The sequence below is a fragment of the Enterobacter cloacae complex sp. I1M genome (assembly GCF_014982425.1).
Taxonomy (GTDB): domain Bacteria; phylum Pseudomonadota; class Gammaproteobacteria; order Enterobacterales; family Enterobacteriaceae; genus Enterobacter; species Enterobacter intestinihominis.
The window spans coordinates 1-14,237 of record NZ_JADCLG010000046.1 but is presented as its reverse complement, the minus strand read 5'-3'; the positions used below and the strand labels follow the sequence as shown (position 1 = coordinate 14,237).

Below are 14,237 nucleotides of genomic sequence, written 5' to 3'. Positions count from 1 at the left end.
CGGCACCTGCACTTCACGGCACAGGTCTGCCATGAACATGAAAGAACCACGCAACAGACCGACCAGCACCATTTCGCTGCCGCTGTCCTTGTAATGTTCGGTGATTTGACGACCCAGTTCGGCGATACGCGCTTTGATCTCGGCTTCCGGGATCATCACTTCAACAGTATGTTTCATATTACTAACCAAATGATTTTAGTGAAAATCTCTCAATGCGGATGACTCTCGCTCCGGCATCGATACGCAAGCCAGCCATTATACCAGTAAATGGATTGCCCTGGCGTATGAGTTATAAAAAGCAATATTTGTGATTCCGATCACAGTTGTTAATACCTATAATTAATTGCTAGCAAATAATTAACAAAACTGACGAGTACTTTTCTATGGCTGAAACAAAAACTAAACAGCCGCGTCTACTGGTGACATTAACAGCCGCGTTTGCCGCATTCTGCGCGCTGTATTTGTTAATCGGTGGCGTATGGCTGGTCGCGATTGGCGGCTCCTGGTACTACCCGATTGCGGGTCTGGTTATGGTTGGCGTAACCGTCCTGCTTTTACGCAGAAAACAATCTGCTCTGTGGCTGTACGCAGCGTTACTGCTCGCAACCATGATCTGGGGCGTCTGGGAGGTCGGGTTCGACTTCTGGGCGTTGACGCCGCGCAGCGACATTCTGGTCTTCTTCGGTATCTGGCTGATCCTGCCGTTTGTCTGGCGTCGTCTGATCGTCCCTTCCAGTGGTGCTGTAGCCGGTCTGGTCGTTGCCCTGCTGATTAGTGGCGGCATCCTGACCTGGGCCGGATTCAACGACCCGCAGGAGATCCACGGTACGCTGAACACTGAATCCACGCCGGCTGCGGCTATCTCGCAGGTGGCTGACGGCGACTGGCCAGCCTATGGTCGTAATCAGGAAGGTCAACGTTACTCCCCGCTGAAGCAGATCAACGCGGACAACGTGAAAAACCTGAAGGAAGCCTGGGTATTCCGTACCGGCGACCTGAAAATGCCGAACGATCCGGGTGAGCTGACCAACGAAGTGACCCCGATTAAAGTGGGCAACATGCTCTACCTGTGTACGGCGCACCAGCGTCTGTTCGCGCTCGACGCGGCCACCGGTAAAGAGAAATGGCACTTTGATCCACAGCTGAACTCCAACCCGTCGTTCCAGCACATCACCTGCCGCGGCGTCTCTTACCACGAAGCGCGCGCTGATAATGCCAGCCCGGAAGTCATTGCCGACTGTCCTCGCCGCATTATGCTGCCGGTGAACGATGGCCGCCTGTTTGCCATCAACGCTGAGACCGGTAAGCTGTGCGAAACCTTCGCTAACAAAGGCATTCTGAATCTTCAGACCAACATGCCGGACACTACGCCGGGTCTGTATGAGCCGACCTCCCCGCCAATCATTACCGATAAAACCATCGTGATTGCCGGTTCGGTAACGGATAACTTCTCTACCCGCGAAACCTCCGGCGTTATCCGTGGTTTCGACGTGAACACCGGTAAACTGCTGTGGGCCTTCGACCCGGGCGCGAAAGATCCCAACGCGATCCCATCGGATGAACATACCTTTACCTTTAACTCACCGAACTCCTGGGCACCGGCAGCGTATGACGCGAAGCTGGACCTGGTTTACCTGCCGATGGGCGTGACCACGCCGGATATCTGGGGTGGTAACCGTACGCCGGAGCAGGAACGTTACGCCAGCTCCATCGTGGCGCTGAACGCAACGACCGGTAAACTGGCATGGAGCTACCAGACCGTTCACCACGATCTGTGGGATATGGATATGCCGTCCCAGCCGACGCTGGCGGACATTACCGTTAACGGTAAAACCGTTCCGGTGATTTACGCCCCGGCCAAAACCGGCAACATCTTCGTGCTGGATCGCAGCAACGGTAAGCTGGTTGTTCCTGCGCCGGAAAAACCGGTTCCGCAGGGTGCGGCCAAAGGCGACTACGTCACCAAAACGCAGCCGTTCTCTGATCTGAGTTTCCGTCCGGAGAAAGACCTCAGCGGTGCAGACATGTGGGGTGCCACGATGTTTGACCAGCTGGTATGCCGCGTGATGTTCCACCAGCTGCGCTATGAAGGCATCTTCACGCCGCCGTCAGAGCAGGGCACGCTGGTCTTCCCGGGTAACCTGGGGATGTTCGAGTGGGGTGGGATCTCCGTTGACCCTAACCGTCAGGTCGCCATCGCTAACCCAATGGCGCTGCCGTTCGTTTCCCGTCTGATCCCACGCGGTCCGGGTAACCCAATGGAGCAGCCGAAAGATGCGAAAGGCAGCGGTACCGAAGCCGGTATCCAGCCGCAGTATGGCGTTCCTTATGGTGTGACCCTGAATCCGTTCCTTTCTCCGTTCGGTCTGCCGTGTAAACAGCCTGCCTGGGGTTACATCTCCGGTCTGGATCTGAAGACCAACAAGATCGTCTGGAAGAAACGTATTGGTACGCCACAGGACAGCATGCCGTTCCCGATGCCTGTTCCAGTGCCGTTCAATATGGGTATGCCAATGCTGGGTGGCCCAATCTCCACCGCCGGTAACGTGCTGTTCATCGCGGCAACCGCAGATAACTACCTGCGCGCGTACAACATGACCAACGGTGAAAAACTGTGGCAAGGCCGTCTGCCAGCCGGTGGACAGGCTACGCCGATGACCTATGAAGTGAATGGCAAGCAGTACGTTGTCATCTCCGCAGGTGGTCACGGTTCGTTTGGCACGAAGATGGGCGACTATATTGTCGCGTATGCACTGCCTGACGACGCTAAGTAATGAAAAAGCCCGGTGGCGCTAACGCATACCGGGCTTTCGGGTGTCCTATGTAGGCCGGGTAAGGCGAAGCCGCCACCCGGCTTTTTTATACGGTAAAGCCCAGCATCATCCCCGTATCTTCATGCTCCAGCAGATGGCAGTGGGCCATATAGGCAAACTCTTTCGGCGCTTCGTGATCGAACTTCACCAGCACCTCGCTGACACCGCCTTCCACCCTCACCGTATCTTTCCAGCCCCGGCGATGCGCGTCCGGCGCTTTACCGTTCTCAGAGAGAATACGGAACTGCGTGCCGTGGATATGGAACGGGTGCAGCATCATGTCGCCTTCGCCTGAAATTACCCAGCGTTCAAACTGCCCTTTCGTGGCGGCGAACATGGGCGTGTTCATATCGAACGCTTTGCCGTTGATGCGGTTGGCGTTGTGGAAATCGAAACCATGGCCGCCGTGATCCATGCCGCCCATTTTACCGTGGTCCATATTCATATGGCCCATCATCTGGCCGTGGTGCATTCCCGCCATGGCCTGCTTGCCGTACTTCTTCATCAGCGCCTGCATGCCCATCATGTCGAGCATCGGGTCCATGGAGAGCTGAAGTTTACGCTGCGTAAGCCCGTCCAGCGACGGGAGTGCGGGTAGCGTGGTGAGGGCGTCCGGCAGCGTACCGGAAGCGGCGATCTGTAGCGGCTGAATGCGCAGGACCGGATGGGGTTTATCAAACGGCGCAACGGCCATCCCCATCTGGCTGACCGGCAGGGTCACCAGGTCAAACGCTTTGCCATCGCTGATATCCACCAGCACCTCGAAGCGCTCGCCCATCAGCATCGGCAGCTCGCTCACCTTCACCGGTTCCGGCAGCAGGCCGCCGTCGCTTGCCACCACATACAGCGGGCGTTTATCGCTGGTGGCGAAGTTCAGCGATCGGGCGTTACAGCCATTTAGCAGGCGTAAACGCAGCCAGCCTTTTGGCGCGGCATGCTGCGGGTAGATTGCGCCGTTGGTCAGCAGCGTATCGCCAAACCAGCCTACCGCCGCGCTCATTACGTCCAGCTGATAGTCAATTTGCCCGTCAGCGCTGAATTTTTTGTCCTGCACAATCACCGGGACATCGTCGATACCCCACTGTTTTGGCAGGCGCAGCAGGCGGCTTTCATCGTCTTCAATCAGCACCAGACCGGCCAGCCCCATCGCCACCTGATGGCCCGTTTTGCCATGCTGATGCGGGTGGAACCAGCAGGTCGCCGCACGCTGGTCAGGAGTAAAGGTTACGCTGCGTTTACCACCAGGCCTGATGATGCCCTGAGGCCCCCCATCCACTTCGCCCGGGACTTCCAGCCCGTGCCAGTGCAGCGTGGTCTCTTCCGCAAGCGTGTTATGAATGTCTACCGTCACCGCCTTCCCTTTGCGTAACTGCAACGCCGGGCCGAGCAGATTGCCGTTATAGCCCCACGTCGTAGCGTCGTGCTGACCAAACGTGGTTTTACCGGCCTGCACCACAAGCTGAATGCGGCTGCGGGCATCTGCGGCGAGTAATTCAGGAATGGGTAAAGCCGGTCTGTCGACGGCAAAAACGGCGCGGCTCCAGAGAGGTAACGCGCTGGCAACCCCCAGCGCGGCAGAAAATTTTAAAAAATCACGACGTTGCATGTGCATTTCCTTATTTCCAGCAGGCGATCTTTTGAGCATAAACCCTCCCCTTACCGGAAGGTCAAGCACGGCGGCAATAATAAAGATCGTCGGCCTGGCATCAAGTATGCTAACGTTAATTTTCCGTGATGCAGTGGTAAAGGCAATGAAGACGTTTTTCAGAACAATTTTGTTCGCCAGCCTGATGGCGATGTGTGCGAACAGTTACGCGCTAAGTGAAAACGAAGCGGAAGATATGGCCGATCTGACGGCAGTTTTTGTTTTTCTGAAAAACGATTGTGGTTACCAGAATTTACCCAATGGGCAAATTCGTCGCGCACTGGTCTTTTTTGCCCAGCAGAACCAATGGGACCTCAGCAACTACGACAGCTTCGACATGAAGGCGCTCGGTGAAGACAGCTACCGTGATTTAAGCGGTATTGGCATTCCCACTGCTAAAAAATGCAAAGCGCTGGCTCGCGATTCACTCAGCCTGCTCGCCTACGTGAAGTAACCTTCCCGACGCCCCTTGTTGACCCGCTAACCGCTTCACGGCGGTGTTGTGTTGCGCCCATCTGCCGGATGTAATGGATGCTAACGAAGGAGGTGCTCCCCGTGACCGAAAAAACGGTATGGCAAGAAACGCTGCATGACCAGTTTGGTCAGTATTTTGCCGTGGATAACGTGCTCTATCATGAGAAAACCGATCATCAGGATCTGATAATCTTCGAAAACGCCGCCTTCGGCCGCGTGATGGCGCTGGACGGCGTGGTGCAAACCACCGAGCGCGACGAGTTTATCTATCACGAAATGATGACCCACGTCCCGCTGCTGGCCCACGGCCACGCGAAGGACGTGCTGATTATCGGCGGCGGCGACGGCGCGATGCTGCGTGAAGTCTCGCGTCATCAGAATGTCGAAACCATCACCATGGTGGAAATCGACGCCGGTGTGGTGTCGTTCTGCCGCCAGTATCTGCCCAACCACAATGCCGGCAGCTATGACGATCCGCGGTTTAATCTGGTTATCGACGATGGCGTCAATTTTGTTAACCAGACCACGCAAACGTTTGATGTCATTATCTCTGACTGTACCGACCCTATCGGCCCCGGCGCGTCGCTGTTTACCTCGTCGTTTTACGAAGGCTGCAAGCGCTGCCTGAAGCCTGGCGGGATTTTTGTGGCGCAAAACGGCGTTTGCTTCCTGCAACAGGATGAAGCGCTTGATAGCCACCGTAAGCTGAGCACCTATTTTGCTGACGTCAGCTTCTACCAGGCGGCGATCCCCACTTACTACGGCGGGATCATGACCTTTGCCTGGGCGACGGATAACGACGTCCTGCGCCATCTCTCCACCGAAATTATCCAGGCCCGCTTCCACCAGGCCGGACTCAAATGCCGATACTACAACCCGGCGATCCACACCGCAGCCTTTGCGTTGCCTCAATATCTGCAAGACGCGCTGTCCTCAAAGGAGGTGAACTAATTGAAAAAGCTTAAACTGCATGGCTTTAACAATCTGACCAAAAGCCTGAGTTTTTGTATTTACGATATCTGCTACGCCAAAACAGCAGAAGAGCGCGATGGTTATATCGCCTATATCGATGAACTCTACAACGCCAACCGTCTGACCGAGATCCTGACAGAGACCTGCTCGATTATCGGCGCCAACATCCTGAATATCGCGCGCCAGGATTACGAGCCGCAGGGAGCAAGCGTCACCATTCTGGTCAGTGAAGAGCCGGTTGACCCGCAGCTTATCGACAAAACCGAGCACCCCGGCCCACTGCCAGAAGTGGTTGTCGCCCACCTGGATAAAAGCCATATCTGCGTGCACACCTACCCGGAAAGCCACCCGGAAGGCGGACTGTGTACCTTCCGCGCGGATATTGAAGTGTCGACCTGCGGCGTGATTTCACCGCTGAATGCGTTGAATTATTTAATCCACCAGCTGGAATCCGATATCGTCACTATTGATTATCGCGTACGTGGTTTTACCCGTGATATCAACGGCATGAAGCACTTCATCGATCATGAGATCAACTCCATTCAGAACTTCATGTCCGACGACATGAAGTCGCTGTACGACATGATGGATGTGAACGTCTATCAGGAGAATATCTTCCACACCAAAATGTTACTTAAGGAATTCGACCTTAAGCACTACATGTTCCACACGAAGCCGGAAGATTTAAGCGAAGAAGAGCGTAAGGTCATTACCGACCTGCTCTGGAAAGAGATGCGCGAAATTTACTACGGCCGTAACATTCCGACCGTGTAATCGTGGCCCGAAGCAGGGACGCTTCGGGGAGTTACTTCTGTTTCATAAAGTCGCGGTAGGCGTTCACCACTTTCAGGAAATCTTCCACACCGCACAGCGACAGGCTCTCTTCGTCGTAGTAGCTCATCCCCTCTTCCATCTCATCACCCGAGAACTCAAGCTGGTTGGCACGCACCATCACCTCTTCGCCATCCATCCACAGGGTGTATTCGTGCCCGGCGCGTTGCCAGGAGCGTTCACTGCCTTTCACCGTTTCCGCTGCCTGTTCGACTTCATCCAGCAGCGCGAGGTTCTCTTTCACCTCTTCGTTAAACCAGTGTCCAACGGCTTCGTGCCCCATCGACATTCGCACTTTCACCACGCCGGTGATGTCGCGCAAAAATTCGTAATCCATAGCGTTTTCCTCTGCAAAGCCATTAGGGTAATTATCGCAGCAGAGAGGAAGAAAAAAAGCGGGAGAGGTGGGAGGAATGAAAATAAAAAAAATACCCCTCACCCTGGCCCTCTCCCAAAGGGAGAGGGAATAAAATCCCCCTCGCCTCTTTGGGGAGAGGGGTGAGGGGTTGGTTTTTTATACCGCGGTCTGGAAGATCACCCCGTCAGCCTTCTCGGTGTACTGAGAGAGCTGGTCGAAGTTCAGATAGCGATAGGTATCCACCGCCGTCTTATCTACCTGAGCCACAAAGGTCTGGTACTCTTCCGGCGTTGGCAGTTTGCCAATCAGCGCCGCAACCGCTGCCAGCTCCGCAGAAGCCAGGTAGACGTTCGCCCCGGTACCCAAACGGTTCGGGAAGTTACGGGTGGAGGTGGAGACCACCGTCGCACCGTCGGCCACGCGCGCCTGGTTGCCCATGCACAGGGAGCAGCCCGGAATTTCAATACGCGCCCCGCTCTTACCGAACACGCTGTAGTAGCCCTCTTCGGTCAGCTGCGCCGCATCCATACGGGTTGGCGGCGCCACCCACAGACGGGTCGGCAGCTGGCCTTTGTGAGTATCCAGCAGCTTACCGGCAGCACGGAAGTGGCCGATGTTGGTCATACAGGAGCCGATGAACACTTCGTCGATCTTATCGCCCTGTACGTCAGAGAGCAGACGCGCATCGTCCGGATCGTTTGGCGCACACAGGATTGGCTCTTTGATATCCGCCAGATCGATGTCGATCACCGCCGCGTACTCTGCGTCAGCGTCAGCTTCCAGCAGCTGCGGATCCGCCAGCCATTTTTCCATGCCCTGAATACGACGCTCCAGCGTACGGCGGTCGCCGTAGCCTTCCGCAATCATCCACTTCAGCAGCACGATGTTGGAGGTCAGATACTCAATAATCGGCTCTTTGTTCAGCTTGATGGTACAGCCCGCCGCAGAACGCTCGGCAGAGGCATCGGTCAGCTCGAACGCCTGCTCAACTTTCAGATCCGGCAGACCTTCAATTTCCAGAATGCGGCCAGAGAAGATGTTTTTCTTGCCCTTCTTCTCAACGGTCAGCAGACCCTGTTTGATGGCATACAGCGGGATTGCGTGCACCAGATCGCGCAGTGTGATGCCCGGCTGCATTTTGCCTTTGAAACGCACCAGCACGGATTCAGGCATGTCCAGCGGCATCACGCCGGTCGCTGCGGCAAACGCCACCAGACCGGAGCCCGCAGGGAAGGAGATACCAATCGGGAAACGGGTATGGGAGTCACCGCCGGTACCCACGGTATCCGGCAGCAGCATGCGGTTCAGCCAGGAGTGGATAACGCCGTCGCCCGGACGCAGGGAGACACCGCCACGGTTCATAATGAAGTCAGGCAGCGTGTGGTGCGTAGTGACGTCAACCGGCTTCGGATATGCCGCAGTGTGGCAGAAGGACTGCATGACCAGGTCAGATGAGAAGCCCAGGCACGCAAGGTCTTTCAGTTCATCACGGGTCATTGGACCGGTGGTGTCCTGAGAGCCCACGGAGGTCATTTTCGGCTCGCAGTACGCGCCAGGACGGATACCAGCGACGCCGCAGGCGCGACCGACCATTTTCTGTGCCAGCGAGAAGCCGCGATTGCTTTCCGCCACGTCTTTCGCCTGACGGAACACGTCACTGTGCGGCAGACCCAGCGCTTCACGCGCTTTGGTGGTCAGGCCACGGCCAATGATCAGCGGAATACGACCACCGGCACGCACTTCGTCGATCAGCACGTCGGTTTTCAGCTCGAAGCTTGCCAACAGTTCGTTGGTTTCGTGGTTGCGCACTTCGCCTTTATACGGGTAAACGTCAATCACGTCGCCCATGTTCAGGTTGCTCACGTCCACTTCAATTGGCAGAGCGCCCGCATCTTCCATGGTGTTGAAGAAGATTGGCGCAATTTTGCCGCCGAGGCACAGACCGCCGCCGCGCTTGTTCGGCACGTGCGGAATGTCGTCGCCCATGAACCACAGCACGGAGTTGGTGGCGGATTTACGGGAAGAACCGGTACCAACCACATCACCGACGTAGGCCAGCGGGAAACCTTTCTCCTGAAGCGCCTCGATCTGTTTAATCGGGCCAACGCTACCCGGCTGATCCGGCTCGATGCCTTCGCGGGCGTTTTTCAGCATCGCCAGGGCGTGCAGAGGGATATCAGGACGAGACCACGCGTCCGGAGCCGGAGAGAGGTCATCGGTGTTGGTTTCACCGGTAACTTTAAAGACGGTCACGGTAATTTTTTCAGCAAGCGCAGGGCGGTTCAGGAACCATTCGGCATCGGCCCAGGACTGCATCACCTGCTTCGCGTAAACGTTGCCTGCTTTGGCTTTTTCTTCTACATCGTAGAAGTTATCGAACATCAGCAGCGTTGAAGAGAGCGCTTTGGCAGCAATCGGTGCCAGCTTTTCGTTGTCCAGCGCGTCAATCAGCGGATGAATGTTATAGCCGCCCTGCATGGTGCCGAGCAGTTCAATGGCTTTTTCAGGAGTAACCAGTGGGGAGGTGGCTTCGCCTTTGGCGATAGCAGCAAGGAATCCGGCTTTTACGTAGGCAGCTTCATCTACGCCAGGCGGTACGCGGTTGATCAGCAGATCTAACAGGAATTCTTCTTCGCCCTCAGGCGGGTTCTTCAGCAGCTCGACGAGCGCGGCCATTTGGGTTGCATCTAAAGGTTTGGGTACAATTCCCTCGGCGGCACGTTCTGCTACGTGCTTACGGTATTCTTCTAGCACGACGGTTCTCCTCGCTCTCATTGTCATATGCGGCGGGCGTTCTCTTCACGCTCCTGTGAGACAGCAGTTTGTAGGGTAAATGCCCGATACCGCGTCGGGCAGCATAGCAGGATTTCTGCACAGTGTTAATCTGTTTACAAAAAAGCAACATTAAATTATTTGCTGAATCGTTAAGCATGGTGTAGCGGGGAGACGAGGCGAATCTTGTCCTCTTTCCCGTCGCCTTTTCAGCTATCCGATATAATTGTGTAATAAATACTCACACTCTTTATCCGGACGCTCCGGTTGGTTTCCCAACAATAGTCAAAACTGTAAAACACGAGTGAATGATACTCGCGGCAACAGCAACGCCTCACGGCACTGCACTCGTCTCGTTGGAGTCAATCTATGAAGTTGCCTTTTAAACCACATCTTCTTGTTCTGCTTTGCAGTGCGGGGCTGTTTGCCGCCTCGGGTGTCATGTACGTTAAAAGCCGCGCAACGGAACCTGCTACGCCTGCTCCGGTTACACAACAACCTGGCGCACCGGTAGCCCAGCCTGCGCCCGTCGCTGCCCCGGTCTACACTGCGGCGCAAATCGACCAATGGGTTGCCCCTGTCGCGCTTTACCCGGATGCCCTGCTGTCGCAAATCTTGATGGCGTCGACCTATCCGTCAAATGTTATTCAGGCCGCGCAGTGGTCGAAAGACAATCCTAAAATGCAGGGTGATGCCGCCCTGCAGGCGGTAGCCACCCAGCCGTGGGATCCCAGCGTAAAATCCCTGGTTGCGTTTCCTCAGCTGATGTCGTTGATGGGCGAAAATCCGCCATGGGTACAAAATCTAGGAGACGCCTTCCTTGCACAGCCGAAAGATGTGATGGATTCCGTACAGCGGCTGCGCCTGCTGGCCCAACAAACGGGTGCGCTACAATCCACACCGCAGCAGACGGTCACCACCGTCACGAAACCTGCATCGACAAAAACCACGACAACCGCAACGCCTACCAGCCCAACGGTGATCAAGATTGAATCCGCCGATCCGCAGGTGGTGTATGTTCCCACGTATAATCCGAATACGGTTTATGGTAGCTGGCCTAACACCGCTTACCCGCCGGTCTATCTTCCGCCCTCACCCGGCGAGCAATTCACGGACAGTCTGGTTAAAGGATTAGGTTTTAGCCTCGGGGTCGCTACAACCTACGCCATTTTCAGCAATATTGACTGGGATGACGACGACTGGGATCACCATCATCACGATGATGACTGGGACAATCACGGCGGTTATAACCGCAACGGTGATAACAACATCAATATCAACGTGGATAATTTCAACAGAATCAGCGGGCAGCACCTGAACGGTAATAACCACACCTGGCAGCACAATCCTGCCTATCGTGAAGGCGTGCCTTACCCGAATAACCAGCTGGCTAACCGCTTCCACTCTACACATACAGCCACCGGGCTAAGCGCGACGCAGCAAAATCCAGTCAATCGCGACAGCCAGCGCCAGGCCGCTCTCAGCCAGATGGAAAAATCAACGGGTAAAACCCTCCCACACTCAGTACATACAGCCACGCGGGACGCACAACGTCTGGCCTCAACGCAACAGTTGAAGCAGATCTCGCAGCGAAATAACTATCGTGGATATGACACCAGGCCACAGGCCGTAAAACGGACGAGCACGCCGCAGCGTGAACATCATCAGACTGACATGCACAGACAGGAGAAGCGGGTTTCACAGACGGTACAGCAGCCAGCCAGGCTGCATCGGGCCAATGCCCTGAGCGGCAACGACAGCCGCTCCGCCAACTGGCAAGCCCAGCAGCAGCGCGGGGCGCAAAGCCGGCAGCTCGCTACTCGTCAACATCAGCCGCGCCAGCTCACTGGTGAACGCGCTGAACGCCATGAATTCCGTCATCGTTAAGGGAGCCGACATGAAACGTCAATTACTCAGTGGAATGGTGTTGTTCATGGTCTCGGCGGCCGTCATGGCACAGCAATCGTTCAGTTCGCCAGAACAGGCGACCAGTGCGCTGGCAAGCGCCATCAGCGAGCAAAACGAAAGTGCGATGAACAATTTGCTCGGTGAAAACTGGCGCGATTTCCTGCCGCCCGAAGGCGTTGATCCCGAAGCGGTCGATCGCTTCCTGCGCGACTGGAACGTTCATCATAAAACCGTCATCAGTGGCAACGTGGCGCACCTGGTGGTGGGCGATAACGGCTGGCAGCTACCGATCCCGGTGGTCAAAACGGCATCTGGCTGGCAGTTTGATATGCAGGAAGCCGCAGAAGAGATCCTGACCCGCGAAATCGGGCGCAACGAACTCGCAGCCATCGAAGCGCTTCACGCCTATGTTGATGCCCAGCAGAGCTATTTTGCGATGAACCAAAAGTACGCGCAGAAGATAGTCAGTTCTGAAGGTAAAAAGGATGGACTGTACTGGCCCGTCGCTCCCGGTGAAACGCCCAGCCCACTGGGTCCGGCGTTCAGTCCTCCACAGTCGGGGGCGGGTTACCATGGTTACCGATTCCGCATCCTGCCGGATGAGAAAGGATTTGCAATGATCGCCTGGCCGGTCAGTTACGGCCAGTCAGGAGTGATGAGTTTTATGATCAATCAGGATGACAAGGTGTACCAGAGCAATCTCGGCGGTGAGTCAGCCAGGAAAGCCCAGGCATTGACCATGTACAGACCCGATATATCCTGGCAACCCGTTGCGCCTTGATAGCATGATTGCACTTCGCCTGCAGTGGCGAGAGAGTGAGGAAAACACCTCCAAAGAGGCGTTTACAGAGCTGAAGAGGCTTATTTCGTCTATGCTTTCAGGCAAGTGCAGGTGAATTATTTAACAAAGCTATAGGTAACATTCCCCTGCAAATCTGCTGGCATCTTTGTGATATCTGTTCTGGCCTCTTCGCCCCATTCAAAGAGACGATCATCGTTGCGCAGGGCGCAAAAACGATAGCCGCAGGCATAGATAGCACGAATATCATAAAGCTCGTTTGCAACGGGCGTGGTGTCACCACCCTCCCCAGGATGTCCCCAAGCCACTACGGAACCATCACGGCGAAGCGCGGCAAAAGCCCCCCACCCAGCGGACAGAGAAACCACATCGGACAAATCCTCAGGCATCTTTTTTGCAAAATCTGCAGCAGATCCCCAGCAGTACACTTTGCCTTCAGAAGTTAAAAAAGCATAACTGCCATTAGCTGCCCCCTGGGCATCTATAATATTCGTCAGACTGGCAATCTCCTCCGGAAGCTCGACCAGAGAATAATCCTGTCCCCAAAACACGACGCTGCCGTTCTGTCTCAAGGCAATAAAAGTCGAACTGGTACAATGTACGGAAACAATATCCGTCAGACTGGCGATGTTATCCGGAATGACAGCACCATACTGGGTACTTCCCCATGAAAAAATACTGCCTGAAGCTCTGAGTGCGACAAATGCACCAAAGTTGCTATAAAGGGTGATCACATCATTCACTTCTTTCAGATGAACCGGCAGCTCACCACCATAGGCTGCATCCCCCCAAGTAATAACATGGCCATTTTGGGTAATTCCCGCAAAGGCATATTCTGTAGTCTGGATGGCAATGAAGTCTTTACGCTCGGCAATGTCTGCTGGAAAATCATTATGTGAAGTACCATCTGTCCACTGCACCACTTGGTTATTAGCCCGCAATGCCAGATAGGTATAATTACCCTGATCGGTAAAATATTGGGCCACTTTAATATCTACAATATCATTCAACGCCGCCACGTTTCCCGGTAAAGGGTTATCATCATCGACGGACCAGGTAAATACCTGACCATTGGCATTAACCGCTGCAGACGTATCCCAGCCACCGAAAACGGCTCTGACGTTATGATTTCGATCGCTTGTTGGTGATGTACCACCATTTTTGGGCATTCCCCACGCTTCAACAGTACCGTCATTTTTAATGGCCGCTAATGCGGACCCAGAACCACCAAAATTACTGATATTAATGACGTCCCCCAGTCGATAAACATCGGAATTTGCCAGCAAGCGTATATCCGGACGAGTGTCAGTAAAAACGGGGCCGGTAAAGCGAGATGAGGTCTCATCTTCATACCACCAGTCAACGCTCACCGGTTGCAGCGTTTCTTTATCCAGGGCAACGAGTTTATGCGTCGCACTTGCCCAGCTACTTCCTGATTGCGTTCTGGCCCCCATTACTTTTAAATCACGAATATCAGATGTTAATTCATTACTATTCATAATAATACCCTTTCTGGAGTAAAGTATTTACCCGAACAGTAATACACTCTTTATAATTTAAGTCAAATTAACTAAACCACCATCAGAAAAAAAATAAAAATACTGGAAATATATAATCGCTTTTAAAAAAGAATTGGAATAATTTAAACTATAAATCCACTTGCTG

10 protein-coding genes and 1 pseudogene are annotated in these 14,237 nt (G+C 54.6%); 6 read left to right on the top strand and 5 right to left on the bottom strand.

Annotated features, from left to right (window positions below; all coding sequences use genetic code 11):
• A pseudogene (locus tag INF86_RS21750) lies at nucleotides 1–177 on the bottom strand (hypoxanthine phosphoribosyltransferase); the annotation flags it as partial.
• Between the two features lie 206 nt (nucleotides 178–383).
• Here INF86_RS21750 and INF86_RS21745 point away from each other — a divergent pair.
• Nucleotides 384–2,774, top strand: coding sequence for a glucose/quinate/shikimate family membrane-bound PQQ-dependent dehydrogenase (locus tag INF86_RS21745; protein ID WP_023299340.1), 2,391 nt, complete (start codon nucleotides 384–386; stop codon nucleotides 2,772–2,774).
• Nucleotides 2,775–2,859: 85 nt separating this feature from the next.
• On the opposite strand, the gene cueO is transcribed toward INF86_RS21745, so the two are convergent.
• The gene (cueO, locus tag INF86_RS21740; protein WP_193543922.1) at nucleotides 2,860–4,419 is read right to left on the bottom strand and encodes a multicopper oxidase CueO; all 1,560 of its coding nucleotides are present in this window, start codon (nucleotides 4,417–4,419) and stop codon (nucleotides 2,860–2,862) included.
• A 145-nt stretch (nucleotides 4,420–4,564) separates the two neighbouring features.
• Here cueO and INF86_RS21735 point away from each other — a divergent pair, with 145 nt between their 5' ends.
• The 3 genes from INF86_RS21735 (at nucleotide 4,565) to speD (ending at nucleotide 6,678) form a co-directional block, all read left to right on the top strand.
• Complete coding sequence (locus INF86_RS21735; RefSeq protein ID WP_003856306.1) at nucleotides 4,565–4,912, top strand: YacC family pilotin-like protein; 348 nt, start codon at nucleotides 4,565–4,567, stop codon at nucleotides 4,910–4,912.
• A gap of 101 nt (nucleotides 4,913–5,013) precedes the next feature.
• The gene (gene speE / locus INF86_RS21730) at nucleotides 5,014–5,883 is read left to right on the top strand and encodes a polyamine aminopropyltransferase (protein WP_022647071.1); all 870 of its coding nucleotides are present in this window, start codon (nucleotides 5,014–5,016) and stop codon (nucleotides 5,881–5,883) included.
• Nucleotides 5,884–6,678: an adenosylmethionine decarboxylase gene (gene speD, locus INF86_RS21725; protein WP_022647070.1), complete on the top strand. Its 795-nt coding sequence runs from the start codon at nucleotides 5,884–5,886 to the stop codon at nucleotides 6,676–6,678.
• Nucleotides 6,679–6,709: 31 nt separating this feature from the next.
• Here the strand turns inward: speD and yacL are convergent, their stop codons facing one another.
• Nucleotides 6,710–7,072 (bottom strand): protein YacL, encoded by a 363-nt coding sequence (yacL, locus tag INF86_RS21720; protein ID WP_022647069.1) that lies wholly within the window; start codon nucleotides 7,070–7,072, stop codon nucleotides 6,710–6,712.
• Nucleotides 7,073–7,249: 177 nt separating this feature from the next.
• Complete coding sequence (gene acnB, locus INF86_RS21715) at nucleotides 7,250–9,847, bottom strand: bifunctional aconitate hydratase 2/2-methylisocitrate dehydratase (RefSeq protein ID WP_022647068.1); 2,598 nt, start codon at nucleotides 9,845–9,847, stop codon at nucleotides 7,250–7,252.
• Nucleotides 9,848–10,234: 387 nt separating this feature from the next.
• Here acnB and INF86_RS21710 point away from each other — a divergent pair, with 387 nt between their 5' ends.
• Both INF86_RS21710 and INF86_RS21705 read left to right on the top strand, forming a co-directional pair.
• Nucleotides 10,235–11,752 (top strand): DUF3300 domain-containing protein, encoded by a 1,518-nt coding sequence (locus tag INF86_RS21710; RefSeq protein WP_048966470.1) that lies wholly within the window; start codon nucleotides 10,235–10,237, stop codon nucleotides 11,750–11,752.
• Nucleotides 11,753–11,762: 10 nt separating this feature from the next.
• Nucleotides 11,763–12,554 (top strand): DUF2950 family protein, encoded by a 792-nt coding sequence (locus INF86_RS21705; RefSeq protein ID WP_126291397.1) that lies wholly within the window; start codon nucleotides 11,763–11,765, stop codon nucleotides 12,552–12,554.
• A gap of 116 nt (nucleotides 12,555–12,670) precedes the next feature.
• On the opposite strand, the gene INF86_RS21700 is transcribed toward INF86_RS21705, so the two are convergent.
• Nucleotides 12,671–14,071, bottom strand: a complete 1,401-nt coding sequence (locus tag INF86_RS21700) for a hypothetical protein (RefSeq protein WP_227414848.1) — start codon at nucleotides 14,069–14,071, stop codon at nucleotides 12,671–12,673.
• Nucleotides 14,072–14,237: the final 166 nt, after the last annotated feature.

Excerpts from the sequence above, each read along its gene's own strand:
- INF86_RS21745 (WP_023299340.1), top strand. The coding sequence starts at position 384 with ATGGCTGAAACAAAAACTAAACAGCCGCGTCTACTGGTGACATTAACA.
- INF86_RS21710 (WP_048966470.1), top strand. The coding sequence starts at position 10,235 with ATGAAGTTGCCTTTTAAACCACATCTTCTTGTTCTGCTTTGCAGTGCG.
- INF86_RS21700 (WP_227414848.1), bottom strand. The coding sequence starts at position 14,071 with ATGAATAGTAATGAATTAACATCTGATATTCGTGATTTAAAAGTAATG.
- INF86_RS21705 (WP_126291397.1), top strand. The coding sequence starts at position 11,763 with ATGAAACGTCAATTACTCAGTGGAATGGTGTTGTTCATGGTCTCGGCG.
- yacL (WP_022647069.1), bottom strand. The coding sequence starts at position 7,072 with ATGGATTACGAATTTTTGCGCGACATCACCGGCGTGGTGAAAGTGCGA.
- cueO (WP_193543922.1), bottom strand. The coding sequence starts at position 4,419 with ATGCAACGTCGTGATTTTTTAAAATTTTCTGCCGCGCTGGGGGTTGCC.
- INF86_RS21735 (WP_003856306.1), top strand. The coding sequence starts at position 4,565 with ATGAAGACGTTTTTCAGAACAATTTTGTTCGCCAGCCTGATGGCGATG.